Annotated in this window: 28 protein-coding genes; 22 read left to right on the plus strand and 6 right to left on the minus strand. The window is 47.7% G+C overall.

From position 1 onward, the window contains the following. Positions 1–311 precede the first annotated feature (311 nt). Positions 312–800 carry a small metal-binding protein SmbP gene (gene smbP, locus F1E05_RS15150; RefSeq protein ID WP_150049888.1) on the plus strand — a complete coding sequence of 163 codons (489 nt, stop codon included), beginning with the start codon at positions 312–314 and terminating at the stop codon, positions 798–800. A gap of 117 nt (positions 801–917) precedes the next feature. Here smbP and F1E05_RS15155 read toward each other — a convergent pair whose 3' ends face one another. Continuing rightward, complete coding sequence (locus tag F1E05_RS15155; RefSeq protein ID WP_232056674.1) at positions 918–1,844, minus strand: DMT family transporter; 927 nt, start codon at positions 1,842–1,844, stop codon at positions 918–920. A 281-nt stretch (positions 1,845–2,125) separates the two neighbouring features. On the opposite strand from F1E05_RS15155, the gene F1E05_RS15160 reads away from it, so the two are divergent. The 3 genes from F1E05_RS15160 to F1E05_RS15170 are packed head-to-tail and all read left to right on the plus strand — an operon-like array spanning position 2,126 to position 5,624. After that, positions 2,126–3,157 (plus strand): agmatine deiminase family protein, encoded by a 1,032-nt coding sequence (locus F1E05_RS15160; protein ID WP_150049892.1) that lies wholly within the window; start codon positions 2,126–2,128, stop codon positions 3,155–3,157. Positions 3,158–3,180: 23 nt separating this feature from the next. Next, on the plus strand, positions 3,181–4,065 hold the full coding sequence (locus F1E05_RS15165; RefSeq protein WP_150049894.1) for a carbon-nitrogen hydrolase: 885 nt from the start codon (positions 3,181–3,183) through the stop codon (positions 4,063–4,065). Positions 4,066–4,079: 14 nt separating this feature from the next. Beyond that, a complete protein-coding gene (locus F1E05_RS15170) occupies positions 4,080–5,624 on the plus strand; it encodes a cation:proton antiporter family protein (protein WP_150049896.1) in 1,545 nt (514 codons plus the stop codon). Between the two features lie 38 nt (positions 5,625–5,662). Here F1E05_RS15170 and F1E05_RS15175 read toward each other — a convergent pair whose 3' ends face one another. The 4 genes from F1E05_RS15175 to radA all read right to left on the minus strand — a co-directional run bounded on the left by F1E05_RS15175 (position 5,663) and on the right by radA (position 8,188). Further along, entirely contained in the window at positions 5,663–5,866 is a 204-nt protein-coding gene (locus tag F1E05_RS15175; protein WP_150049898.1) for a YbdD/YjiX family protein, read from the minus strand. Then, positions 5,866–6,228: a PilZ domain-containing protein gene (locus F1E05_RS15180; RefSeq protein WP_150049900.1), complete on the minus strand. Its 363-nt coding sequence runs from the start codon at positions 6,226–6,228 to the stop codon at positions 5,866–5,868. The genes F1E05_RS15175 and F1E05_RS15180 overlap by 1 nt, the downstream gene beginning before the upstream one ends. Before the next feature lie 180 nt (positions 6,229–6,408). Further along, entirely contained in the window at positions 6,409–6,687 is a 279-nt protein-coding gene (locus F1E05_RS15185) for a hypothetical protein (RefSeq protein ID WP_150049902.1), read from the minus strand. Between the two features lie 133 nt (positions 6,688–6,820). Further along, a complete protein-coding gene (radA, locus tag F1E05_RS15190) occupies positions 6,821–8,188 on the minus strand; it encodes a DNA repair protein RadA (protein WP_150049904.1) in 1,368 nt (455 codons plus the stop codon). A gap of 123 nt (positions 8,189–8,311) precedes the next feature. Between radA and F1E05_RS15195 the strand changes: the two genes are divergently transcribed. The 7 genes from F1E05_RS15195 to F1E05_RS15225 all read left to right on the plus strand — a co-directional run bounded on the left by F1E05_RS15195 (position 8,312) and on the right by F1E05_RS15225 (position 16,639). After that, on the plus strand, positions 8,312–8,797 hold the full coding sequence (locus F1E05_RS15195; RefSeq protein WP_150049906.1) for a hypothetical protein: 486 nt from the start codon (positions 8,312–8,314) through the stop codon (positions 8,795–8,797). A 267-nt stretch (positions 8,798–9,064) separates the two neighbouring features. Next, the gene (locus tag F1E05_RS15200; RefSeq protein ID WP_232056876.1) at positions 9,065–9,970 is read left to right on the plus strand and encodes an HprK-related kinase A; all 906 of its coding nucleotides are present in this window, start codon (positions 9,065–9,067) and stop codon (positions 9,968–9,970) included. Beyond that, positions 9,967–11,049 carry a nucleotidyltransferase domain-containing protein gene (locus F1E05_RS15205; protein ID WP_150049909.1) on the plus strand — a complete coding sequence of 361 codons (1,083 nt, stop codon included), beginning with the start codon at positions 9,967–9,969 and terminating at the stop codon, positions 11,047–11,049. Before F1E05_RS15200 ends, F1E05_RS15205 begins: the two co-directional genes overlap by 4 nt. A gap of 33 nt (positions 11,050–11,082) precedes the next feature. Beyond that, positions 11,083–12,288 (plus strand): TIGR04063 family PEP-CTERM/XrtA system glycosyltransferase, encoded by a 1,206-nt coding sequence (locus tag F1E05_RS15210; RefSeq protein ID WP_150049911.1) that lies wholly within the window; start codon positions 11,083–11,085, stop codon positions 12,286–12,288. After that, positions 12,288–13,490: a glycosyltransferase gene (locus F1E05_RS15215; protein WP_150049913.1), complete on the plus strand. Its 1,203-nt coding sequence runs from the start codon at positions 12,288–12,290 to the stop codon at positions 13,488–13,490. The genes F1E05_RS15210 and F1E05_RS15215 overlap by 1 nt, the downstream gene beginning before the upstream one ends. Continuing rightward, positions 13,490–14,842 carry a phenylacetate--CoA ligase family protein gene (locus F1E05_RS15220; protein ID WP_197737383.1) on the plus strand — a complete coding sequence of 451 codons (1,353 nt, stop codon included), beginning with the start codon at positions 13,490–13,492 and terminating at the stop codon, positions 14,840–14,842. Before F1E05_RS15215 ends, F1E05_RS15220 begins: the two co-directional genes overlap by 1 nt. Before the next feature lie 15 nt (positions 14,843–14,857). After that, positions 14,858–16,639 (plus strand): asparagine synthetase B family protein, encoded by a 1,782-nt coding sequence (locus F1E05_RS15225; protein WP_150049915.1) that lies wholly within the window; start codon positions 14,858–14,860, stop codon positions 16,637–16,639. Between the two features lie 42 nt (positions 16,640–16,681). Here F1E05_RS15225 and F1E05_RS15230 read toward each other — a convergent pair whose 3' ends face one another. Then, positions 16,682–17,107 carry a CopD family protein gene (locus tag F1E05_RS15230; RefSeq protein WP_150049917.1) on the minus strand — a complete coding sequence of 142 codons (426 nt, stop codon included), beginning with the start codon at positions 17,105–17,107 and terminating at the stop codon, positions 16,682–16,684. 174 nt (positions 17,108–17,281) lie between these two features. On the opposite strand from F1E05_RS15230, the gene F1E05_RS15235 reads away from it, so the two are divergent. The 11 genes from F1E05_RS15235 to F1E05_RS15285 all read left to right on the plus strand — a co-directional run bounded on the left by F1E05_RS15235 (position 17,282) and on the right by F1E05_RS15285 (position 26,877). Continuing rightward, positions 17,282–17,992: a tetratricopeptide repeat protein gene (locus tag F1E05_RS15235; RefSeq protein WP_150049919.1), complete on the plus strand. Its 711-nt coding sequence runs from the start codon at positions 17,282–17,284 to the stop codon at positions 17,990–17,992. Positions 17,993–18,033: 41 nt separating this feature from the next. Then, positions 18,034–19,188, plus strand: a complete 1,155-nt coding sequence (locus tag F1E05_RS15240) for a hypothetical protein (RefSeq protein WP_150049921.1) — start codon at positions 18,034–18,036, stop codon at positions 19,186–19,188. A 13-nt stretch (positions 19,189–19,201) separates the two neighbouring features. Then, complete coding sequence (locus F1E05_RS15245; RefSeq protein WP_150049923.1) at positions 19,202–19,741, plus strand: GTP-binding protein; 540 nt, start codon at positions 19,202–19,204, stop codon at positions 19,739–19,741. Between the two features lies 1 nt (position 19,742). Beyond that, positions 19,743–20,381: a hypothetical protein gene (locus F1E05_RS15250; protein WP_150049925.1), complete on the plus strand. Its 639-nt coding sequence runs from the start codon at positions 19,743–19,745 to the stop codon at positions 20,379–20,381. Between the two features lie 45 nt (positions 20,382–20,426). Then, the gene (locus F1E05_RS15255; protein WP_150049927.1) at positions 20,427–20,789 is read left to right on the plus strand and encodes a roadblock/LC7 domain-containing protein; all 363 of its coding nucleotides are present in this window, start codon (positions 20,427–20,429) and stop codon (positions 20,787–20,789) included. A 21-nt stretch (positions 20,790–20,810) separates the two neighbouring features. Then, a complete protein-coding gene (locus F1E05_RS15260; protein ID WP_150049929.1) occupies positions 20,811–21,287 on the plus strand; it encodes a PAS domain-containing protein in 477 nt (158 codons plus the stop codon). 13 nt (positions 21,288–21,300) lie between these two features. Beyond that, positions 21,301–22,047, plus strand: coding sequence for a phosphate/phosphite/phosphonate ABC transporter substrate-binding protein (locus F1E05_RS15265; RefSeq protein WP_150049931.1), 747 nt, complete (start codon positions 21,301–21,303; stop codon positions 22,045–22,047). A gap of 10 nt (positions 22,048–22,057) precedes the next feature. Beyond that, a complete protein-coding gene (locus F1E05_RS15270) occupies positions 22,058–22,666 on the plus strand; it encodes a histidine phosphatase family protein (RefSeq protein WP_150049933.1) in 609 nt (202 codons plus the stop codon). Positions 22,667–22,878: 212 nt separating this feature from the next. Beyond that, positions 22,879–25,677, plus strand: a complete 2,799-nt coding sequence (locus tag F1E05_RS15275; protein ID WP_150049935.1) for a class I adenylate cyclase — start codon at positions 22,879–22,881, stop codon at positions 25,675–25,677. 168 nt (positions 25,678–25,845) lie between these two features. Then, positions 25,846–26,493 carry an FHA domain-containing protein gene (locus F1E05_RS15280; protein WP_150049937.1) on the plus strand — a complete coding sequence of 216 codons (648 nt, stop codon included), beginning with the start codon at positions 25,846–25,848 and terminating at the stop codon, positions 26,491–26,493. Between the two features lie 3 nt (positions 26,494–26,496). Beyond that, on the plus strand, positions 26,497–26,877 hold the full coding sequence (locus F1E05_RS15285; protein WP_150049939.1) for a PilZ domain-containing protein: 381 nt from the start codon (positions 26,497–26,499) through the stop codon (positions 26,875–26,877). Positions 26,878–26,929: the final 52 nt, after the last annotated feature.

The following is a 26,929-nucleotide window of genomic DNA, read 5'->3' on the forward strand; positions in this document are numbered from 1 at the left end:
GTTTAAATTTTGAAAACATGATGTCAATGCAAACTGCAAGTAAATTGGCATGGCTAACAACACTTAATTATTGAATTTACCGGGCTACGCTACCTTTTTCGCACTTATTGATTTTTTTTGACTGAATTTAATAGCTGCCGGATATCGAAAATGACAACCGATTTAATTACAGAAACACCGGGAATGGAACTTTAACGATATTCAACTTTGGATTTAGAAACCATCGGCCAAAGTTGAAAATCCCCATCAAGCCTACTCGATCCGGCTTTAACAATAACGCTCTTTCAGAGAGATAAAGCGGGAGAAACACCATGAACACCCACATCAATCCCAAAACAGCCGTCCTGCTAGCCGCTACCTTAGGCCTGATTGTAAGCAGCCCGGCATTCGCCAACCCACCCCATGCCGTCATGGCATTGGAGCATGCGGTTACCGCGCAAGCGCATAACGAACTAGGCCACGGCAACGACGTAAAAAGCCACCTGAGCGAAGCGCTCAAACACGCCGGCGAAAGCGAAAAACAACATGCGGACGCGCACGCCCACACGACTGAAGCCATAAAACACCTGAAAGAAACCGTCAAACACGACGAAATGGCTCACACTCAATCCGGAGTCTACGCGACCGAAACGCTTAGAAGCGCCGAATCCGCCGAGCAAGCCCATGCCTCCGCGCACGCCCACATGAGCGAAGTCGTTAAGCATTTGAAAGAGGCCGAAACCCACAACAATGCCGGCCACAAAGACAAAACCGCCGAACATTTGCAAGAAGCGGTCAAACACATCGAAGAAACCTTGTAAATCCGGAAATCCGATTTACCGTTAACGCCACTCCTCGGTAATCAATTCGCCGGGCCCGGCATACCCGCCGAACCCGGCTTCCTCGCCAAATGTTCGAACGCAGGCGATTTATGCCGGCTACTCGTCGGCGGATTTGCGCGTCAAACTCAAGACACCTGCCAATACCAGGCCCGCACCGACGCTTTGCAACCAGCCCATAGGCTCGTCCAACAAGGCATATGCCATGATCAAGGTTGCTACCGGCCCGACCGATCCTATCATGGCGGTCCGGCCGGAACCGATCAGACCTATGCTGGCGGATAACATAAACCCGGGCAGCACGGTGGAAAACAGCGCCATCAACACTGCAAGCCGGTGAACCCGAGTCGGAACTTCCAGCAATAGCTGCGGCGGATGCGTCAACACGAATTGCAGTACCGTAGCCACGCAGGCCACCAGCATCGCATACGCGGTAAACCGCGCCGCACCGACGCGCTTGACCAGTTCGCCGGTACCGATCAAATACAGCGAGTAAGTCAAGGTACTGGCAAATACCCAAGCCGCTCCCTGCCATAACCCGGCCGGCTGCATGTCTATTTGCCGCACGAACACCAGTATTATGCCGGCGTAGCTGGTCGCCAACGCAATGAGATGCCGACGCCGCAAAGGCTTACGCAGGAGTATTGCGGATAACAACAGCACCAAAGTCGGGTACAAAAACAAAATCAGGCGCTCCAGCCCGGCCGAGATAAACTGCAATCCGATGAAATCGAACAAACTCGACAGGTAAAATCCCAATAGCCCTAACCCCAGGAGTTTTACATGGTCTGCGGCGCTAATCGGTTCCGCTTGCCGGCGCCAGCCGTACCGCAAGGCGGTTAGCAGGAAAAAGGGGGCTGCGAACAACATTCTCAACGTCAACAGCGTGACGGCGTCGACCGAATCGACATAGCTGAATTTGACCAAGATAGCCTTAGCGGAAAAGCCGATGGCCGCCAGCACGGCCAAACAAACGCCGCAGAGATGTTTATGTTGAGAAATTGCCGAAGATAGAACAGTCGCCACAAGGCCTCCTAAAAAAGAAGCGGACTCGTGACGAGGTGGACAAAGCAACCGCGGCGGAGTCCGCGGTTGCCGAACAATCACAAAACCGGCAGCACCACGGCGGAAACGCTCCACCACAGCCATGCTTGCTTACCGAATCGATGAAAATTGATAGTCATGGGCCGGAACTATATTGGCTTGAACGGAGACTGTCAAATTGACAATTGGCTGACTGTCGTCCAATCGTTTGGCGGGGTTGCTACAATAGCGCTCATTGACAACCACTTTTCCGGGAGTACCGAATGATCCGCTTTCCAGCCGAATGGGAGCCGCAATCCGCCGTGTTAGTTGCCTGGCCGCATAAAACCGGCGACTTTATCGATATGACGGGGGTCGAAGCAAGCTATTGCGAAATCGCCGGCACGATCAGCCGTTTTCAACCCTTTATCATTGTCTGCAGAGACGACGAACACCAACGACATATCCAAGGCCTCCTGAAAAGCGGCGACAACATTCACTTCGTCCAGGCCGATTACGACGATATTTGGGTAAGAGACACGGTATTCATCAGCTTGGAATGGCAACACCCGAAAGCGAAATTACAGTTGGTCAATTTTCGTTTCAACGGCTGGGGCAACAAATATCCGCACGATGCGGACAACGCCCTGAATCTTGCCCTGTTCGCACATCCCATTTTTAAAGGCCGGCCTACGGCGACGGTCAGTTTGGTATTGGAGGGCGGCAGCGTCGAATCGGACGGGCAAGGTACGCTGATGACCACCAAAAACTGTCTGTTCAACGCTAACCGCAACCCTCAGCTATCCCAAGAAGCGATTGCCGGGCAGGTGAAGAATTATCTGGGCGCGCAGCGTATTCTTTGGGTGGAACAAGAACACTTGGCCGGCGACGACACCGACGCCCACATCGACACCTTAGCGCGGTTTTGCGATGCCAACACAATCACCTACACGGCTTGCGACAATAGCGACGACCCGCATTACGCCAGCCTGAAACACATGGAACAGCAACTAAAAGGCTTTACCACCCCGGACGGCCGACCTTACAACTTGGTTGCCCTGCCCTTGCCCAACCCCATATCGGACGAAAGCGGGCAACGCTTGCCCGCCAACTATGCCAACTTCTTGATCATCAACGGCGCAGTGCTGGTACCCGTATATGGCGACCCTAACGACGCAGTCGCCCTCCAGCGCTTGGCACCGTGTTTCCCGGACAGAGAAATTCTGGGCGTTCCGTGCCTTCCGCTGGTTCAGCAATACGGCAGCCTGCATTGCGCCAGCATGCAGATTCCGGCTTTCGTGAATCCGAATCTCTAAAATACCAAAACCGACCTTTCATTATGAATAAATCCATCGTCGCCTGCGCCGTGCAGCAAGCTTGCAACCGCGGCCGGGAAAGCAACTTGGCTTACTCCGTGTCGCAAATTCGCCAGGCCGCCGAGCAAGGCGCACGCTTGATCGTATTGCCGGAACTTCATTTAGACCACTATTTCTGCCAAAGCGAAGACACCGGCTGCTTCGATATGGCCCAAGCCATTCCCGGCCCTACCTGCGAAGCGCTGAGCAACGTAGCCAAGGCCAACCGAGTCGTGCTGGTTTCGACCTTATTCGAACGGCGCGCGCCGGGTTTGTATCACAATACCGCCGTCGTGTTCGATAGCGACGGCAGCATCGCCGGCACTTTTCGCAAAATGCACATCCCGGACGATCCCGGGTTTTACGAGAAGTTTTACTTTACACCGGGTGACTTGGGCTTCGAGCCCATCGCAACCTCGTTAGGTAAGCTCGGCGTGTTGATCTGCTGGGACCAATGGTATCCGGAAGCCGCCCGGCTGATGGCATTGGCGGGGGCCGAGATTCTGATTTATCCAACCGCGATCGGCTGGAATCCGGACGATAGAGAGGACGAAAAGCAGCGCCAACTGGACGCTTGGATTACCGTACAGCGCGGCCATGCGGTCGCCAACGGCATACCCGTGATTGCCTGTAACCGCATCGGCTTCGAAGCCGCTCCTACCGGCACGGACGGCATTCAATTTTGGGGTAACAGCTTCATCGCCGGTCCGCAAGGCGAGTTTTTGAGTCACGCTAACGACTACGACGACTGCCTGCTGTTTGCAACCTTGGATCCCAAACGTAGCGAAGACGTCCGACGGATTTGGCCTTTTTTGCGCGATAGGCGCATAGACGCATACGCCGACATTTTGAAACGCTACATCGATTAACGACCTGCCTGTCGATGACCGAGTTAATCTGGGTAGGCAGCGCCTACCTGATCGGCTTGATTGCCAATCGCTTAATGCTCCCCCCCTTGGTCGGCTATTTGATTGCCGGCTATGCGCTGCATGCCGCCGGCATCAGCGCGTTACAGACGCTCAACCATCTGGCCGACATCGGCATAGAGTTGTTGCTGTTCTCAGTCGGCCTGAAATTAAAACCCAGCTCGTTGATTCGCCGCGAGGTGTTGGCCGTGGGCGGCACGCACCTGCTGCTGACCACAGCCGTCTCCGGCTTGGTTTTTTTGTGGTTGGACAAACAGGTCACCGGCGGTTTGATGTTGGGGGTCAGCCTATCCTTCTCCAGCACCGTTTTGGCGATCAAAGAATTGGAAGACAGCGGGGAATTGACCTCCTTACACGGCCGAGATGTACTGAGTATCTTGATATTTCAGGACTTGGTAGCAATCGGCCTGCTGGCTTTTGCCGACGGCCGGCAACCCACGCCATGGGCTGCGGCGTTATTATTTCTCCCCTTGCTCCGCCCCTTGGCCCACCGCTTATTCGACCTCACCAAAGCGGCCGAACTGAAGCTGTTGTTAGGCGTGACCTTGGCGCTGGCAGGCGGCGTGCTTGCCGAACAGGTCCATATTTCCAGGGACATCGGCGCGTTACTGACCGGTGTCATGCTGGCATCGCATCCCAATATCGACGAATTGACCGATAAGATCTGGGGATTGAAAGAAGTATTTTTGGTTGCGTTTTTTTTGCAGATCGGCCTGACGGATCTCCCTAACGCCGAACAAGCGCGGATGGCCGCCGCTTTGTTGCTGCTGCTACCCTTACAAGGCGGATTATTTTTCGCTTTCTTTCTGGCCGCCGGATTGCGTGCTAGAACCGCGTTCGTATCGTCGCTGGCCTTGACCACCTACAGCGAATTCGCGTTGATTACCACCAATGCCATGGTCAACTCCGGCTTGCTGACTGCCGAGTGGCGTTCCGTCATCAGCCTGGCCCTCGCCGGTTCGCTGGCAATCGCCGCCCCGCTTAACCGATTTTCCCGGCCGATATTTCAATGGCTGGAACCGATACTCGGCCGCTTCGAACGCCAATCCGGCTCCATTCATCCCGACAAGATTCCCGAAACCCTGGGCGTCGCCGAATGGTTGGTCATGGGCATGGGTAGAACCGGAATCTCCGCTTATCGTGCGTTATCGGCGCAAGAAAAACGCGTGGTCGGCTTCGATGCCGATCCTACCGTGATTGAACAATTGCTAAACGAAGGCCGCCGAGTAATTTACGGCGATGCGGAAGACAGCGAGCTCTGGTTGGAACTGCCGCTAGACAAGGTTAAAGGGGTAATTTTGACCTTGCCCGAGTTGGAATTACGCGCGTCGGCAATCACTCAACTTCGGGAATGCGGTTTTCGCGGCTTGATAGGAACCTTGTGTTATCACTTCGACGAACAAGCCGTGCTAATCGATCTAGGCGCGGACTTCGTGCTGCATCCGCGCATAGAAACCGGCAACCAAATCGTGCAGCGTATGCTGGACGCCGACGCGCAATAATTTGCGGAACCATTCAAATAGAATCGTGCTTGGCAGTACTAACAACAACGCTTGACGCCATGCCATTTTCGCTTGGTTTGCGCCGCAAAAAAAGCCTTTCGGCTCAATGGAGCCTGTTCCGATTCTGCATGGGCGAGGTGCCAATGCGTTAAATAACGTTGGTAAGCATTATCTCCGTTCAATTCTCGCCAAATATTTCCCAGCAGTGGAGAAAACAATTGATGACGCTTGGGTATGCCCATTAATCGACATCCACTCCTTTAACGCACTTAACACATTCGAACATTAAATCGTCCAATTCTTGCTCGGTATGCTGTTCTACATACTGCAGCCCGCATTCTTGACCGTCATGAATATGGCGAATAATGCCGTGAATAGTTACCGGTACGCCGGATTCGGGCAGTACCAGCAATATTCTTAACTCCGCTTCCTCGATTTCCTGGTGTATCGGTTGCTGCAATTTAATTTTTATGCCGCGATAACTCATATCGATTACTTGCCCGTCCATGGTAATTTCATCTGCCGGCGGCGGCGGATCGATCACGATATGTGCAGCCAACCCTTCAGGGCATATCCGTTTATGATTCCGTTTATCGGCTTCCACTGTTTGCCTCCTATTTCATTTGAGGCTTGAGTATAGGCGTAATCGATTAAACAGCAAAGCTTCGCTCGTCCTATTTAATAACTCCAATTTGTCTAAGTATCCGCCGGAAAAAACCATACCATTCCAAATAATATGCAGGTTTAAATACCGACGACCGTAGCGAATGAGATAACCCTGTTTTTAAACTGCCGGTTGCCACGCCTGATGTTTATCCATCCATTTCAGGCTACACCAATACCAAATGGTCATAGGCACCATCATGACAAACCAATCCCAACCTTCAATTAAAAATAATTTCGTTACCCAAGCGTTGTCGACTATTAATTGACTCCAGGGAATACAATACATACTAAATACTAGACAGCTACGTATAAGTAATAATGCACCACGCCTAGTATGAATATTCGACAATGCCAAAAACACCCACATCGGCATTTTTTTTGTGTTTTGCGCTTCCATTTTAATGACCTATCTAACAGATAACGTGATAAAAGCTGAAATCAGATTAGTGTGAATGCCGTCCGGCAATTATTTACAAAGCGATAGCCGGATAACTCCGGAAAAAACCTTGGAGTTTAAGCGGCATGGAATGTTACGCTAAATCCGCCAAAACGCCTAACGCTTGTTGAATGTTGCAAACCGCAAACACCTCTAGTTGTCCGGGAGCCTCTTTGGTTTTATTAGCTTTTGGTATAACCGCCCGTTTAAAACCGTGCTTTGCAGCCTCGTTCAAACGCGCCTGACCGTTAGCGACCGGGCGAATTTCGCCATTCAACCCTACTTCTCCGAAAAAAATCGTATCGTACGGGATGATTTTATCCCGCAAACTGGAAACAACCCCCACCAGAATCGCCAAATCCGTGCTGGTCTCAGTAACTTTAATGCCGCCAACGACATTGGCGTATATCTCGTCATTACCGGTAAATACCCCGCCATGGCGGGAGAGAACGGCCAGCAACATCGCCAATCGGTTCTGATCCATTCCCACCGCCAAACGCCGCGGATTGCCATATTGACTTTCGGTAACCAAGGCCTGAATTTCGACCAATATCGGCCGAGTTCCCTCCCATAACACCGTCACGACACTACCCGGCGCCGCAACTTCCGCTCTCGACAGAAACATCGCGGACGGGTTTTTGACTTCTTTTAAGCCGGTACTTTCCATCGCGAAAAAGCCCAGTTCGCCAACACTGCCGAAGCGATTTTTATCGGCCCGTAATACCCGGAAACGCGTATCGTTGGTTTGTGACAAAACGATTTGAGTGTCTACGATATGACTCAGAGTCATAGGTCCTGCAAGCGATTGGTCTTTTGTCACATGCCCGACCATAAAAATCGCCACGCCATTTTGCTTGGCATATTGCGTTAAAAAGCTGGCGCACTCGCGGACTTGAGATACCGAACCTGACGCAGACTCCGATTCCGAGGTATGCATCACTTGAATAGAATCAATGATCACTACCTTCGGCCGCTCCTGATCCATTGCCGCCGCAATTAATTGCACGGAAGTTTCGGCAAGCATTCTGATTCTAGGCGCTTGTATTTTTAGACGCTGGGAGCGCTCTGCAATTTGTTCCAATGACTCCTCTCCGGATATGTAGAGCACCGGAACAGATTGCCCAATAAATGCGATCGTTTGCAATAGAATGGTACTTTTACCCGCGCCCGGCGCTCCACCTACCAACACGACGCTACCTTGCACGATTCCACCGCCTAACACCCGGTCAAACTCGGTTGACCCGGTGGAAACTCGTTGCGACTGAACGCTGCCTATATCAGTAAGCCATTTGACCTCGCTACGAACCCCCGTGTACCCATTGCGCACATCGCTTCGGTTATGTCGATCTGAGACTTGTTCAATAGTATTCCACTCGCCGCACTGATTGCATCGCCCAGTCCAGCCTGAATATTCAGCCGCACACGTGCTGCATTGAAATATGGATTTTGGCTTTTTTCCCATTTTTGATAATTCAGGTAAGCAAACGTTAACAAAATTAAGATACCATTAGATGTACTGAGGGGCAGTAGACAGCACATAACCATTTTGTTAGAGTGTTAATCCAAAATGCTGAGGGCAAACAAAATGAATGAGAAAAATCAACAATTTAAAAATGCACCAGAGCAAGACCACGGGACTCATGTGGACGAATCCAAACGGCGTTTCGCAAAACGTGGCGCCGCTCTAGCCCCCGTCATTATGACACTGGCGAACAAATCCTCCTGGGCTGGCGAGTTTTGCGTTGCTAATCAATCGGTTAACGGAATTGTTTCATTCGCTAACCAAACCAACTCGTATACAACAGCAACCCCGAATACCGAATGGAAAACACCGGAGGAATGGGAGACATATCTGGATACCAATCCACCTCCTTCTATTGTGTTCCCCACTGGTTACCATAGTATCCATTCTGTCTTGATGAAACTTGAATCAAGTGACGCCAAAGTAGTTTATATGATGGCTTCTCAATTGAATGACGCAAACTATGGCGGATTCCCTGAAGTACTAACTTCAGGGAATGCAACGGTATCTGAGTACGAAACGTTTTATGACGCTTGCGTAGCACCATAATACCGTGTTCTACTGGATCCATCCTATTTACATTGCAAATTGGCAGGACGAAGTCGTAGTCTATCAAGAACAGTCAGGGAATACTCATCTGTTTTCCGGAGTATCCGGAAAAATAATAAAACGCCATATTGATAACCACGGTTTTTCTAAACAAGATATAATTAACGATAATACCAATTTGTTTTGCAACACCCTAGAGGCCAATAGCTTTATTGACTCTTTATTAACTGTATTGATCCAAAAAGATTTAATTTTTTCTACTTGAGTGTGTTTTTTCCCGGACTTCCAATAAACGATTATCGTAACTATTTACTCAGATCCGGACCATTCTATTTTCTGGTCACTAGCGAGCTTAACTCAATAGAGGAAAACATAGTTAAGCTTTACGATACAACCAAACACCCCAGACCCTCGCAAGCACTGCCGTTTATCGATTTCAATATCTCCGTAACCGGTTCAAAGAGTAAGTTGATTTTCCGGAACAATCAAAACGCCGAATTCAGCTTAGATTCAAAAAAAGTCTTTAATCCCTTCCCTATCAGCCATGTTACAGCAATGCTGGAATGGGGCATGAATTGGTGCATTTCCACCCAAATTAACACGTATTTGATCATTCATGCTGCAGTCGTTGAAAAGTACGGCTTTGCGGTCATTTTACCAGCACCGCCAGGTTCAGGAAAAAGCACATTATGCGCAACGCTAATTCAAGAAGGTTGGCGACTACTGTCGGACGAATTGACATTACTTGACTTAAACACGGCAAAAGCCGTACCCATGCCAAGACCAATTGGTTTAAAAAACCAATCCATCGACATCATTAAAGCGCGCTACCCTAAGGCGGTTTTCGGTCTGTCTTCCGCTGAAACCATAAAAGGCAATGTCTGCCACCTTAAACCGCCAACCGAGAGCATCAGATTGCAGTCTGTACAATGCCCGGTTCGATGGATCGTATTCCCCAAGTTCGAGCACAAGGCTTCCACCCAACTTCGCAACAAACCCAAAGGCGAAGCATTTCTCCAAATAGCCAATAATGCTTTCAATTACAACATAATAGGAAAAATCGCATTTAACACCTTGAAAACAGTTGTCGACCAATCGGAATGCTTTACCTTCCAATACAGCAATTTAGACGAGGCGATTGAGGTATTCGACCGACTGAGAATCAACTTATGAGCGTAAAATGGCCGCTATTAGTCGCTATATTAAGGCATGAAAAATCATTTTCCGACCTAAGCAATGCCGATTGGAGCCTATTGATCAGCCAAGCAAAGCGCAGCCTACTACTAGGCAAGCTTTACTATTTGTTAGAAGCTCAAAACAGCCTAATCGACTTACCCGACGGACCTTATACCCATTTTGAGACGGCGCGAGTCCGGGCCGAAAAACAGCGCAGGGATCTTGGTTGGGAACTAACAAAACTTAAACAGGCGTTTTCCGAAACAAATTGCCCCGTTATATTATTAAAAGGAGCGGCTTATGCCGCTGCTAATCTTTCAATAAGCTATGGACGAACTTTTTCGGATATCGATTTACTGGTTCCCGCATCCGAACTTAGCAAAATCGAGTCCAGATTAATTATACATGGCTGGCTACATCAGTCGAAAGACCAATACGACGACATGTACTATCGTAAATGGATGCACGAACTTCCACCATTTAAGCATGCTAAACGTGGCAGCATCATTGATTTACACCATAACATCTTGCCTATTACGGCGTTAAATTGCCCGAAAGCGGGATCACTGTTAGAGTCAATAGTTGAACTTGAGAATGACCACAGCATTTTTACTCTATCCCGGCTGGATCAAATCATTCACAGCGCTACGCATCTTTTCTACGACGGCGAATTGGAGCATGGCCTGCGCGACCTTGTGGATTTACAAGGACTAATCAATGAGCTCGACGAGAACGCCAAGTTGCATTTAGCCGATCGTGCACTACAGTTAGGGCTGCACAAACCCGTGTTTTACGCTGTGCGTTATTTAGAACTTATACTTAATACTCCTAATTTAGAGTCGTTAAGGAAAAAGCTGGAACAAAATGGAGCCAGGATCAGATCTTTAAACATAATGGATTTTTTATTCAGCAAAGCCTTCATGCCCGATCATCCGAGCTGCGACAGTCGCTGGACCGGATTGGCTCGATGGATTTTATACGTCCGCGCCCATTGTTTGAGAATGCCATGGCATTTACTGCTACCCCATTTAACTAAAAAGCTTTTGAAAAGACTATCAAAAACTAATTCAAGCTGACAAAGCAGAATTAAAATCTAAATATCCCGTAATATGAAAATCTTACATATTCTAGATCATTCTATACCTTTACATAGCGGCTACACTTTTCGTACTCGGGCTATTTTAGAAGAACAAAGAAAGCTTGGTTGGCAAACTTTTCATATAACCTCAGCCAAACATGTCGGCGCTAGAGCTCCAGTAGAAACCTTCGATGGCTTAGACTTCTACCGTTCTCCCGATCCCATTGGCATATTCGCAAATTTACCCATACTTAATCAGTGGGCAATTATTCAAAGCTTGGAAAAACGCTTAGAGGAAATAGTCCATGAAATCAAACCAAATATTTTACACGCTCATTCGCCAGCTCTAAATGGCATTGCTGCACTAAAAATATCAAAACGATACCGAATACCATTAGTATACGAATGCCGAGCATTTTGGGAAGATGCCGCCGTCGATCACGGAACCACCAAAGAAGGAAGCATTCGTTATCGCTTAACCCATGCCCTGGAATCTTATGTATTCAAACATGCCGACGCTATAACCACTATTTGCGAAGGCTTGCGAAACGATATTATTTCCAGAGGAATTTCCGGGGAAAAAATTACTGTTATTCCTAATGCTGTAGACATTGATAAATTTAACTTCAACACGACTGCAGACGATGAATTAATCGAAAAATACAAGCTTCGTAATTGCACAGTTTTAGGGTTTATAGGGTCCTTTTATGCATATGAAGGAATATTAATTTTATTGGATGCGCTACCCAAGATATTAACAACGCATCCCAATATTCGCTTGCTGTTAGTCGGCGGAGGACCGCAACTCAAACAAATTAAAAACAAAATTATCGAGCTAAATTTACAAAACATCGTAATCATGCCGGGCCGAGTTGCACACGACTTGGTTCCACGCTATTACAGTTTGGTCGATATATTTGTTTACCCGCGTTTAACGATGCGTCTAACCGAATTGGTAACACCCTTGAAACCTTTGGAAGCAATGGCGCAAGGAAAATTAGTGATAGCGTCGGACGTCGGCGGTCACCACGAATTAGTCCGCAATCTAAAAACCGGCTACCTATTCAAAGCAAACAATACTGAATCATTAGCTCAAACAGTATTGACGGTAATTGCAAACAAGGATAATTGGCAAGATATTCGCTTAGCCGGCCGTCGTTATGTAGAAAATGAACGAAATTGGCAAAATAGTGTAGCTAACTACCAATCGATTTACGTAAATTTAACGAAGAAATAATGCCCGGAAAATCACCGAATATATTGGTTTTTTCCTCGCTTTATCCCAGTTCTGCTAGGAAAAATGCCGGACTGTTTATCCGGGAAAGGATGAGCAAAGTCGCACAACATTACCCGCTTGCGGTAGTTTCACCAGTTCCTTGGTTTCCACTACAAAACGTGATTCGGATATTCAAACCCGATTATCGGCCGCAACCCGCATTTAGAGAAATGCAAGACGATATCCAAGTATATTTCCCTAGGTTTCTGTCCATACCGGGCCTATTTCGGTTTTTAGACGGCTTTTCAATGGCTATCTGTTCCGTTTTCTTACTCATTCGCTTAAAAAAACAACTTCAGTTCAATATCATTGATGCCCATTTCGCTTATCCGGACGGTTACGCCGCTACTCTATTAGGTCGTTGGCTAGGAGTGCCGACAAGTATTACCTTGCGTGGAACCGAAGTACCCTTATCGAACATCCCAAAACTAAAATCGAGAATTCTTAAGGCACTTCGGAATGCCGATAAAGTTTTTTCAGTTTCGAACTCTTTAAAAGAATATCTGGTCGGTATAGGGGCTGCACCCGAGAAAATAACTGTCATCGGGAACGGCGTCGACCTCATTAAGTTTTTTCCCATCGAAAAAACCTTAGCCAGAAAAAAGTTATCGATTACCGAGGATGCGGAAGTGCTTATATCCGTGGGAGGTTTAGTGAATAGAAAAGGATTTCATCGAGTAATAGAGATATTACCGAAACTGCTAAAAAATCATCCAAAACTGCTGTATTTAATAATAGGCGGTGCCAGTCCGGAAGGAAACAATAGAGAATACCTTGAACGGTTGGTAAACGACTTAAATCTATCCAATCATGTCAAGTTTTTAGGCGCAATGGAGGCCAAAGCGTTGCATGAGCCGTTGTCCGCTGCAGATGTTTTCGTGTTGGCTACCGCTAACGAAGGATGGGCCAACGTATTTTTAGAAGCCATGGCTTGCGGATTACCTGTCGTAACTACCGACGTAGGGGGCAACACCGAAGTGGTATGCAACAACACCCTAGGCTATATAGTACCTTTCGGCAATTCAGATTCTTTGCGCATAGGCATCGATAAGGCATTATCAAATCACTGGGATCGCGATAGAATTATCGATTATGCCAAAAGCAATTCATGGGATACTCGAATTCAAACTCTAATGACAGAATTCACCAAAATGGTAAATTGATGGACTTATACACTAAATTCTGCTCATCTTTACTATTTCCGTTGCATGAGACTCTTAAAAAGCACTCTAGCGTTAGAGTGAGAGCGGAAATGGAGCGCACTCAATGGCTTAGCACGGATAAAATCAGAGAATTACAGTTAGCGAAATTAAGGGCCTTACTTTTAGACGTTCAAACTCACGTACCGTATTATCGCTCGCTATTTTCGGAAATTGGTTTAGATCCCAACGAGTTTGCTCATTTGAATGACCTGGAAAAACTCCCTCTTCTTGACAAGCCAACCATTAGAAAGTACTCCGATGCCTTAAAAGCGGACGACGCGGTGGGCCTTTCAAAATTCAATACAGGCGGCTCTAGCGGAGAGCCTTTACTATTTTTCATTGGCCGACTACGAGTGAGTCATGACGTAGCCGCAAAATGGCGCGCCACCCGTTGGTGGGGAGTAGATATAGGCGACCCGGAAGCTGTAGTATGGGGATCACCTATAGAATTAGGCGCACAAGATAAAATCCGCTTGCTTCGAGACAAGTTGCTACGAACTCAGTTACTACCGGCGTTCGAAATGTCGCCCGAAAAACTCGACGCTTTCATCGCAAAACTACAGAAAATTCGCCCCAAAATGCTGTTCGGCTATCCTTCCGCTCTGGCTCATATTGCCGGTTATGCCGAAAGCAAGGGTATTTCGCTGAAAAACTTAGGTATTAAAGTGGCGTTCGTAACCTCGGAAAAACTTTACGAACATCAACGCGAGACTATCCAGCGAGTATTCGCTTGCCCTGTGGCAAACGGTTACGGTGGACGGGATGCCGGCTTTATCGCTCATCAATGCCCTGCCGGCGGCATGCATATCACGGCGGAGGACATCATCGTAGAAATCATCGATACCGACGGAAAAACCTTACCTATCGGTCAATTAGGGGAAATTGTAATAACCCACCTCGCTACACGCGACTTTCCGTTTATCCGCTATCGCACCGGCGATATGGGCATACTGTCCGAGCAAACTTGCACTTGCGGACGCGGCCTCCCGCTGCTTAGCGACATTCAAGGCCGTACCACCGATTTCATCATCGCCAAAGACGGTACGGTATTGCACGGTTTAGCGCTCATTTATGTACTACGGGATTTACCAGGTGTAGAAAATTTCAAAATTACGCAACACTCTATCGATAAAACTCAAGTGCATATCGTTAGAGGTACTGACTATTCCAGTCAAACAGCCGAACATAAAATTCGCTCGGAATTTAAAAAACGCTTAGGGGACAGCGTCGAAATCGATATAGAGTATTTAGAAACCATACCGGCGGAAAAATCCGGGAAGTTCCGATACGTTGTAAGTCACGTAAAACATTAATCGAAAACTATCATCATGAAATCTTTTTTTGGCTGGATAGACATTTCATCAGTGCGCAATACTAACCTTGCCCTATTAAGCAAGCTTAAATCCGCTCAAAATAATCAAGATTATGTCGATGACCGATGCGTGTTTGCTTCTGCACGCCATTTGCTAATAGCCGAAAATCGCATTTTTTTCCCTATATACGGTGAAAGCTTATCGATAGAAAATTTCAATAACATATTCGATAGCAACCAATCAGTTTTCAATTTTCTGGCACAACAACCCAACATTCAATCTTTTATTGCACTGGATAGCAAACAAAATCGGCTTTTGCTGGCAACCGACCCGATAGGTTTGAAGCACATCTATTATGCCGAAATTGCCAACGGCATCGTATTCGGCTCGAACGCCGATCTAGTCATAAGCCATCCGGCAGTCGATAGCTCAATAGATCCACAAACCGTTTACGATTATGTCTATTTTCACCATTGCCCCAGCCCTAACACGATTTACAAGCAGGTTAAAAAGCTAGAAGGCGGCCAATGCTTAATTTACGATAACGGAAAAATAACCATCCAACGTTATTGGCTGCCTGAATTTCTTGAGGGAAGCAATTTCAATATTTCCCAAGCCGGCCACGATTTAAAAAGTTTATTAATCGATTCTGTCGAAAAACTAACGGATAACGAAGATAATACCGGCGCATTTTTATCCGGCGGATTGGATAGTTCCAGCGTCGCCGGAGCCTTATCCAAAATTATTCCCGGTAAAGCCAAAACATTTTCCATGGGCTTTCCGGTGGAAGGCTATAACGAAATAGAGTATGCCAATATTGCCGCCGGCCATTTCAATACCCGACAATTCGAATATTACGTCACGCCGAAAGACACTGTCGATGCAATTCCGTTGATAGCCGCTTATTACGACGAACCGTTCGGAAACTCGTCCGCCTTAGCCGCTTATTACTGCGCAAAACTGGGAAAAGAACATGGCATCACACGGCTTTTGGCAGGAGACGGCGGTGATGAAATATTCGCCGGCAACGAACGCTATGCCAAACAAATGCTGTTCGAGCATTATTTTCGCTTGCCCGGAGTTGTCAGAGCCGGACTGGAACAAGGGATAAACCTGCTACCGGATGGATTGACGAAACATCCATTGCCGTTTAAAGCCAAACGTTACATAGAGCAAGCTAAATCGCCGATGCCCGATCGCTTGCAAGACTACAATTTCTTACACCGCCACGATGTTGCAGACATATTCAACCCTGACTTTCTTGCCGATATCGACATTTCCGAACCGCTGAAATTGCTCCGTGAATGCTATCACCGGCCCGAAAAAGCCAGTACTTTAAACCGGATGTTATACATGGATTGGAAAACCACTCTGCACGACAACGATTTAGTCAAAGTAAACCGCATGTGCGAAATGGTTGGCATCGAGGTTTATTATCCTTTGCTGGATCAGCGCATAGTCGATTTGTCGTGCAAAGTTCCGTCCAACCTAAAGCTTAAAGGCCAACAGTTACGTTGGTTCTACAAACAAGCCATGGCAGATTTTTTGCCGGATAAAATTATCAATAAGACTAAACACGGATTCGGCTTACCCTTCGGGATCTGGTTGCAAGATCATCAGCCGTTAAAAGACTTGGCTTACGACGCCATTGCTTCGTTAAAACGCCGCGCATGGTTCCAACCCCAATTCTTGGATCATGCGGTAAACATGCATCAAAGTGTTCACGCGGCATACTACGGCGAATTAATCTGGATCTTGATGATGTTGGAGCTATGGTTTGCCGGAAAAGGTTATTAACCTCCTTTATCAGTATAAATCACTAACACTTGGCGAGAACTTTCAAAACGGTTTTAGCACGGCAAGAAACACAATCGCAAATAAGAACAACACCGGAACTTCGTTCATCCATCGGAAATAAACGTGGCTGTGGCGATTGCGGTCATATTTAAAATCGTACAACCATTTTCCGCAGAGCAAGTGATACATCGCCAAGAAAAATAACAAAACCAGTTTCGCATGCAACCATCCGGCGGATGCGTACATGGCCCATGCATAATCTTTCAACATCCAGGTGCCGAATACGAGTGTCGCCAGCATGCCCGGACTCATAATGCCGAAATAAAGCTTGCGTTCCATCAATTTGAATCTTTCCTTGCTAACTTCATCGTCCGACAGGGCGTGATACACAAATAACCTGGGCAGATAAAACAACCCGGCAAACCATGTCACCATAAATATCAAATGCAAGGCCTTCAGCCACAGCATATCAGCCACCTCAAGTTTTAGATTTCGTTAAGGTTTTATATAAAATCAAACAGATAACGACAATTCCACATAAATCATAAGTTTTATTGTGAATCTCGTCATGCCTCAATTTAAAATTGCCACCGAAATTTCAGTACACTGCTATTGTTTCACAAAACATGATGAGGCACGTTAATGAGTAAACTTTACGCCGATCTTTTAATACAAACAGCTTGCAACACCCCGGAAAGGATAACGTTTTTCCCAGGAGAATTAATCGCATTAAGCTCGGACCCTTTTTCGGCTGAAAGCATCTACATGTCGTTAACCTACCGTCTACGCGCCCATCCCACTGATTTATTAACCCACGTTCAACGCATATATTTTTGCTATCGGAATTTGCTCCGTGACGCCTTATACGCCTCTTTAGTGGATTTGCTCGTCACGCTGAACGGAAAAGGTCACCCTCTCAGTCGACGCTTGATAATCGGCTCAAAACAGCTACTGAGCCCTGAACAGTTTTCCGAGATAACCCGATCCCTCGCGTCTCCTAATCATTTGAAAACAAACAAATATTGCCTTTTTTCCCCGTTATCGAACAGACAACCGCTTATAATGGAGAAACAACAGACCAACCTCCACGGCATCGGCACGGATTATTTAGCGCTAGCCTTAGACTATATTGAGTTTAGCCAACTGGAAGAAGCCATCGAGCTATTGGAAGCCGGATTGTCGGAGCAAGCGCATCGAATGGATTTACAAAAACTTTTAATAGAACTTTATGGCTCTACAAACAACTTCGCTCGAATGAACGCTTTCTACAACACTCTACTCGTTAAAACCGAGCAATTGTTGCCGGAGTGGCAGTCCATCATACAAGCCCATTCTGCAGAGGGATCCTTGTGAAACCGCAAAATGTTTTGCCGATCAAAGTTGCACTGTTTGGCATGGACACACGTGCATCCAAAACCTTGGCGCTTTATCTGAAAGGCCCTTGTAAAGGCATCGCCGAGGTCGTCACAGAAACCGAAGCGGAAGTGGACATCATCGACGCGGACTTTGCGACCGCCGGCGAAATTCTGCAACAGAGGCGTCAAGTGTCTCCCAGACGACCGATAGTTTTACTATCACTGCAATCGATTAACATAGAAAACACTTATTTTTTACAAAAACCTATCAAGTCGGACAATCTGGTTGCCATCCTTAATAAAGTACGCGGCAACGGGAATAGCACAGCCGATCAGCCGCAAGCCCAACTGAAAACCGAAGTTGCCCCCAATCCGCCAATCGACCACCCTCAGACTGAAGACGACCCGGAAACCGAAACTGAATCCGTGCAAAATCAGCCGGCTAGAGCGCATAAAAAATCATTAGTAACGGAAAACGAAGGCGGATATACCGCGTTTTTAGGCTTACTAGCCGACATTGATTTCGATGATCCAACTCAAGCCTATAAAGCAAGGTTCAACCCCAATCATTACCTTTTGGGTCAAGTGTTATCCGCGCGCCAGCTGGCTTATCAACAAGACCAAGCTATATTGGTCAATTCGGTTTGGAAACCGTTAACTATTTACCCCGATACTCACCAAATCGAAGTAGACGCGCAAGACAAACAACTGCGCATCATCGCCGGTATGGAGCAAAGCCAACTGTTTAGCGACAAGAACACCTTGACCCCCGTCAATCTGCGTAATATATCGACAAAAAACAAACCGGAAGCAGCGCAGAATCTGGAGGCATTTATTTGGAAACTAACAGTTTGGACCTCCAAAGGCCGCTATCTGAATGGACTTGATCCCAATCACCCGGTCCACTTAGAACATTGGCCTAATTTCACACGCCTATTATTAGTACCCGACGCCATGCGTATCAGCGCCCTACTGATACGCGAAGATCAATCTCCAAATCAAATCATCCATGCATTAAACATCAAACCTCAATATGTATTCGCCTTCCTGAGCGCGTGTCATAGCATCGGCCTATTAAAGCAAGGCGAAAAATTACCGGAACAAGCGACACAAACCCTAACACCTCCAACTACAATCAAGAAAAAACAAAGCTTGCTAGGAAAAATTCTGAATAAGTTACGCGGCGAACAGTAGAAGGATTAAACGCATGACCCAATATAAGATTATTTTTACCGGCCCGGTCGGTGCTGGTAAAACAACCGCTATTTCAAGCATTAGCGATATACCGCCAGTAAAAACCGATGCTACCGCCAGCGACATGACCAAAAATCGTAAGTCCGCGACGACTGTTGCAATGGACTACGGCGTCATGAATCTCGCCGGAGGAGAAAAACTACATCTATACGGGACGCCGGGCCAAGAGCGGTTCGACTTCATGTGGGACATTTTGACCACAGGCGGCATCGGCTTAATTTTATTACTAGACAACACTCGAGCCGACCCTTTCCAAGACCTGCGTTTTTTTCTACAGGCCTTCGATAAATTTATTCAACAAACTGCAGTCGCGATAGGCATTACCCAAATGGATCTCAGCGATAAACCGACTATTTCGGACTATCAACAACACTTGCAACACATCAAGCTCAAAGCACCGTTATTTTCGGTAGACGCTAGACAGCGCAACGACGTGTCTTTGTTAGTACAAGCTCTGCTCTTTTCATTGGATCCGCTACTTAAAGAAGCATGATATGAGCGAATTGGAATTAGCTCCGAATCTCTACATACAGTTGACGCCAGCTGGCGCATACCAAGCCCTTTGTTCACCGGTGGCAGACAAATCGCGCCGTTTTTTGCAGCGCATATTGCAACAGCCAACCAGCCCCTCCGCCTCCGCGGAAGGGCTGGCTACCTTGATGGAAAGTGACGACTACGCCAAGAACTTGGAATTGCTGTACCACTGCCAAAAACTAGGTTGGTTGCACGGAATAGGCTCGTCTATCCAAGCCCCCTCCGAGGCGCTGGAAGATATATTGCCTAGCCTATTAAGCGCGATTTCCGAGACGGACAAAGTTTTATTGGCCGACGAACAGGGCTTTTATCTAAGCAGCAGTGGCTTTCCGCACGAAACGGCGGAAGAGCTGTCCGCTCTGAGTGCGGAACTAGCGACCGTACATGCGAGACGGACCGGTTTACTCGCCAACAATCTAGGCTTAGCCAGTCATGCCTGGGCCATTGTCGACGCCTATGGCTTCAGTCAGATCGGTTTTTGGCCTTTATTCATCGGTAAGCACCGTTTCGTCGTTGCTATAGCCGGTATTCCACATTTTAACCGCGACCACTTTGTCACCTTAGCGTGGGCTCTCAGCATACGCTATTGCGAAAAATAGTACGTAATCTCAAGCATGAAAATTCAATATATCTGGAGAACATAAATGAAAGCTGATCTTTTAACCTCGGTATTAACGGAACTAAACGGCACCTCAGCCGACATCGAGGCATCAGGCGTCATTTCGACCGACGGTTTGATGATGGCGGCGGTGTTACCTGCAAATATGGACGAAGATCGAGTTGGCGCCATGAGCGCCGCGATGCTGTCCCTAGGCGATCGTACCGCGCAAGAACTGAATAGAGGCGAACTGGAACAAGTACTGATCAAAGGTAAACGCGGCTACGTCTTAATGACTTATGCCGGTCACGAAGCAGTATTAACCGTACTCGCAAAACCAAACGCCAAATTGGGTTTAATTTTTCTTGACGTAAAACGGGCAGCGGAAAGCATTGCGGACATGCTCTAAACCATACTACGGGGGATGAATATGATTTCTGACATGAAGATCGAAGATATTATCGGCGATTATCGAGAAGCCGAATTGTCTTTGTACCATTCGATCACGCGTAAAGTTTATTACACGGAAATAGAAACGCCTTATCCCGACGGAAAACTCATAGTCTCCAGTACCAATCCGCTAGGCTTCATTACACATGTAAACCGCGCTTTTGTCGAAATGTCCGGCTATCTCGAGCACGAATTGATCGGCGCCCCCCATTCCATTCTACGCCACCCGGACATGCCTGCCGCCGCCTTCCAAGACTTGTGGAATACCCTGCAAAACGGAGAAAAATGGCAGGGATATGTAAAAAACTTAAGAAAAGACGGCGGTTTCTATTGGGTCAAAGCGACCGTCATCCCGAATATCAGAGGCGGCCAAGTCGTAGGCTACACCTCGGTAAGGCGTAAACCGTCGCGAGCTAAAATCGCCGAACGCATACAACTCTACCGTACTCTTTCCTGATCGGGAGTCATTGATGTCTTATCTATTTACAGTCAGTCCGGATTTCACGCCTGATCATCTTTCAGGTTGGTACATCTTTAATACCTGGCTACAAAAACAACTGGAAACCAACATCCACCTGCAGATGTTCGATAGCTTTCAAGATCAAAGAAAAGCAATAGAATCCGATCAAGTAGACCTAATTTACGCAAACCCTTACGACGCGGCGATGCTGGTTAGGGAAAAAAACTTTTTGCCTGTTGCCAGAGTCAACGGCGCGACAGACGAAGCACTAATTGCGGTATCCGAGCAAAATCCTGCCGCGAGTGTAGAGGACTTAAAACCAGGCCTTCGTATCGCCTTCACAGACGACCCGGATGTTAGCCTAATCGGAATGATCATGCTGGAGCCGGCAGATCTGGACAAGAGCAATGTCGCCTTCGTTACTTCAGACACCTACGTATTGGTCGCCAAACATATCCTTAGAAATGAAGCCGATGCAGGCATTTTTCTGGTCGAAGCCTTCGACGGACTGTCCGCCATCATCCGTAAACAACTAAAAGTCTTGGTTAGAAGCCAAATTAGCGTGATCAATCACACCTTAATGCTCGGCCCGAAACTGCATTCCCGGCGCGACCAAATCCGCAGTTTGCTGTGCGACATGACGACTCATGAGAAAGACTGCGGCGTGTTGAAAAGCTTGGGCTTTGCCGGCTGGAAGGCCGTTGAAGACGAGGAAATGGAGTTCATGATCGACTTAATGGATACGCTCAACACTTAAAATCAACCCCATGAGGGAATTCGAAAACACGCAAACCACTATCGATATACTGCGCCATGGCGAGCCAACCGGTGGAATCCGCTTTAGAGGCATTACCGACGATCCCTTAAGCGAAGTCGGGTGGCAGCAAATGCTTGAGTGCTGCGATAACAGAAACTGGCAGGCGGTCATCAGTTCGCCATTGCAACGCTGCCAAGCCGTCGCCCTACATTTGTCGGCAACACGCAATATCCCGCTCTATGTCGACGCAGCTTGGCAAGAAATTGACTTCGGAAGGTGGGAAGGATTAACCGCCGAAGCCATAGAACACCGCTACCCTAAGGCTTTGGAAGCCTATTACCGGGACTTTATGAACGCCAGCCCGCCGGAAGGCGAAACCTATAAGCAATTCAGCACTAGAGTTAACATCGCCTGGTACCAACTGACAGCAGCATATTTTGGCCAATCAGTGCTACTCATTACCCACGCCGGCGTGATTCGGGCATTGTTTTCCCTATTGATGGGCATTTCTCCGGAAAACAGTTTCCGAATTGAAGTTCCCCATACCAGCCTAACCCGGTTTCGCTGCTTCGGTAGTCCGGGGAAACAAACCGTACTGCTGGATTTTCACAACCGCTAGCGGATGTCACGCCATTAATCCTTTATAACAACCGGTGCTGGGCGCGGCATCAGGGGAGATAAAACCGTTACCGGGTCACATAAATCTCTAAGGCAATGAACAAGAATAAATCTACCCGACAGGCGCCGAATTTTCGTGTGGGGCCAAAGCACCCTCAGTCGGGTATATTTCTCGCTGGAATTCGCCTAAGTTAACAAACGGGTAATCTCAATTTGTCGTCTCGTCATTTACCAATTCGTCTAGGAGCGCCGGGAGAAGAGATCAGTAAAAAAGATCTGCATGCCGTCATCCAACGCTTTAAGCATCTCAATCAAGGCCGTTTACAACGAATTCGCGAGTTTTTACAGCCCAGACAGCACGACTTTTTAAACCTTCTACCCTTATTGTTCCATCAAAACCACCCGCTGTTACCCGGTTTCGTTTCACTGGAAACACCGGCGGGAATACCCGATTACCAGCCTAATCGCCAAGCGGTCGATACGGCCAAACAGTTTTCCAAAGGCTATACCTACAAACGTAAAGCCTTAAGATACTATCCCGTCGAAAGTATTTTTTTGATGGGCAGCGTAGGGAGTGTCGCCTTCTCGCAAAAAAGCGACATTGACGTTTGGCTCTGCCATCCGGCCGCTTTACCGGACGAACAACTAGCACAATTGCGCGCTAAAGCGGAATTGATCGAGAAGTGGGCAGTATCGTTAAAACTCGAAGTGCATTTTTTCTTATTGAACAGCACTCAATTTAGCGAAGGCACCAACACCCCGCTCTCCTCCGAGAGTAGCGGCGAGACTCAACATTATTTACTGCTGGAAGAGTTCTACCGTACCTCCGTCTATATTGCCGGCAAAGTCCCGATTTGGTGGCTGGTCCCTCCCGAACAAGAAAGCCGCTATCGCGAATATGTATCGCATTTATTGGAAAATCGCTTCATTTCCGAAAACGAAGTGCTCGACTTCGGCAATCTGGAAAACATGCCGCAATCGGAGTTTGTCAGCGCCACGCTTTGGCATATCTACAAATCGCTGGGGTCGCCGCATAAATCGTTGTTGAAATTATTTTTGATGGAGAGTTATGCGGCCGAATTTCCACAACCCATGTGGTTATGTTCCAATTTGAAAAAAGCGATTTACGCAGGGACTTATTCGCTAGACAGCATGGACCCCTATCTTCTGATCTACGAAAAAGTAGACGATTATCTGAGCCGACTTGGCGCGCACGAACGATTGAACTTAGCCAGAGAATGCCTGCAAATCAAAGTAATGGGCGCCATTACCCCTCAGACCGACAGCAAAGCAAACGCTATACACGAAGCCTTTATGGCCAATATCGCCCGCCGATGGCATTGGCCGGAGGAACTATTGCCCAACCTATTGCAACGCAAATCGTGGACGATAGAAAAAGCCGGCGCGCAACATGGCGTTATCCGCGATCAACTGCAGCAATGTTTGCGGATGATACTTAAGATCACCGGCAACCCTCTGGACCATCCCGGTCAAAACCACGATTTAAAGCTCTTAAGCCGCAAACTTAGCGCATCCCTGGATTTGAAGCCCGGAAAAATAGAGGTGCTGACCACCCGCGCCATGGTCTACACCAAACCGGCAGCAGTCACGCTACAAGAATTGCCGTATTCCGGAGGCGAAGCGTGGAAATTATTCTCAGGGAAACTTCCCACCTTGCAATCAAGCCTTGCCCAAGCTATCAAACAAGCCGATTCGCTATTGGAACTGCTGTGCTGGATTGTGGTGAACGGCATTTATAGCCGCACCCTGCAAGCCCAAATGCTCACTAGCGGAGCAAGGCAAAACGGCGACGGCGAGGTATCCAGGCTATTGTCGCAATTACACGCGTTTTTAAGCTTGCACTTACCCGATAAAGACACCGGCTTGGAAATTTATAGCCAGCCTAACCGGATCAAAGCGTCTTTTTTATTAGTAAACTGGGGCAAGGAACTGCCAATAGACAATAATCCTCAGCTGTTCATGATGAGCGAGCGCTCGGATCCTTTAAGCTACGGCGACAATCGCTACTGTTTTGTCATTAACATTCAAAAAGTATCGGTATCATCATGGGGCGAAGTGACTTTTCAAGAATACCAAGGCTTGGAAGGCGTCTTCAATTGCTTGAGCGAAGTGTTCAACCAGACCAGTAAACCATTGAGCGCAGAATCGCTACGGATTGTTTGTTATACCCGCGCCAGAGGACGCAGCATCTGCATGCGCTTGGAAAGCTTGTTTGAAGGTTTATCCTCGCATTTTTCGTCCGGTCCGCATGCCCAAAACGGTCGCTATCTGTTGGCAGCGCAGGCCGGCTATTGTTGCTTTAGGATACAAAATAACAGCTTGAGTTATTATCTTCTGGAGAACTCCCAGGCTTTGTTGCAAGAACTTTCCAGCACACAAGCGCAATTTTCTCCGGTACATTTCGACGATTTCGTGTTGGAACAAACCTTCATCCCCTATCTGTACCAATTTAACAAACCCAAACGGCTACAGATTTTTTACCACCATTCCAGCAAGCATATCGCTTTCTACATCATCGACGAGAAAGGCGCTCTGTTTGTGCGCCAGCATTCCGGCGCTAACCCGCAGCAAATCCTGACCCACTACTACGTTTTCATTAAAAACCTGCAACTACAAACCAAATTGCCGGAAACGATCCTTATCGATTGCTACGAAATCCAAAAAAATTCGGCAGGCGTCGTCTCCTGCCACTCGGTCGACATCCGGCAAAACGACTCGGCACTGGATTTAAGTGTACGCATCACGGCCGATCGTAGCCAAGGCCACGCGATTTATTGCAATCAACGCAAATTCGCCATAAGCAATGCGCAATCGTACTTAGAGGTCAAACAATACATCATGAATTTCCGTAAAACCCACGAAAACTATCCTTGCCACATCACGGATATCGACATTCCTTGCGAGTTATTGGGCATTAGCGATTTTGCGCAGGCGCAAAGCGTGCATTACCTACAGTACAAACAAAAAATCGAAGATAAATTAAATATCTAGGCCGGACTATAGCGCCGGTTAGCCAAGGCCGTATACAGGCGACAAACCGCAGGATATTCGGCAATCAGTAACGACTTCTAAAATTGACTAGCGTTAATTTAGAGTTAAGCAAGCTTAGCGAATAAAGCTATACTACAATCCGGTCGCGCAGACTTTTAACTCGAAGCAATGGCAAAATTTACCGTCTATTTTAAAGATAAAGTCATTCATTCATGTATTTACGATTCCGGCGTTATACATATTGGTAGGGACGAGAGCAACGATTTGGTCGTCGACAGTCTGGCCGTCGCGCCGGCGCACGCGGCAGTCGTGGTCAAAAACGGGGCTTGCATCATCAAACAGCTGAACGACAAGTTTCCGCTGATGATCAACAACCATCCCACCAAAGAATGGAGTTTGCAAAATAGCGACATTATCAATGTCGGCAAACATTACATCGTGTTCAACACCGTGGAATCTTTCATCGCCGCGCCGGAGCCCGAACCTAAGGTCAAGCTTAAAAAAGACGCCGACGTAGAAGCCTTAGACCGTAAACTGGAGCAACTCAGCAAACCGCTGGAAGCCAATCTGCAAATCATGGACGGCCCGCACATCGGCCGGATTTTACCGTTAAAAAAAGCCATGACCCGCCTGGGACACGACGGTGCCGGAGTCGTCGTCATCGCCAAACGCAAAGACGGCTATTACGTATCCGCGCTGCAAGGTCACGACGGCCTGGCGGTCAACAAGCAGCCGTTAGGCGATAAAAGCCTACAGTTGAAAAACCACGACGTCATCGAAATCGACAATACACCGATGCAATTTTTCTTGGAGTGAAAAATGGCAACATCCGCGCCGGCACAAGACGATAAGCGCCACTTTCAAAGAATTTTTTTCAGTGCCAAAGCGGTGTTGGAAAGCAACGGTGTAAAAACCGAGTGCATAGTCAACGATATCAGCTTAAAGGGCTGCTTGTTGGAATTCGAACACGATTGGCAAGCGTCTCCGGATGCCCTATACACGCTGACGCTTTCGCTGGGACCGGACGTCGGCATCGCCATGCAATTAAGCTACGCCCACTCGCATCAGCGCTCAGTGGGATTCAAATGCGAAAACATCGACATAGACAGTATCACCAACTTGCGTCGCTTGGTGGAACTTAACTTGGGCGACAGCGCGCTGATGGATAGAGAACTTTCTATGTTGATCGCCAACGGATAACGGCGTCAACGCTTCCGCCACCCGATTTACCGGCAGGCTACCTCCTTCTCAG

The sequence above is a fragment of the Methylomonas rhizoryzae genome, from assembly GCF_008632455.1.
Lineage (GTDB): Bacteria > Pseudomonadota > Gammaproteobacteria > Methylococcales > Methylomonadaceae > Methylomonas > Methylomonas rhizoryzae.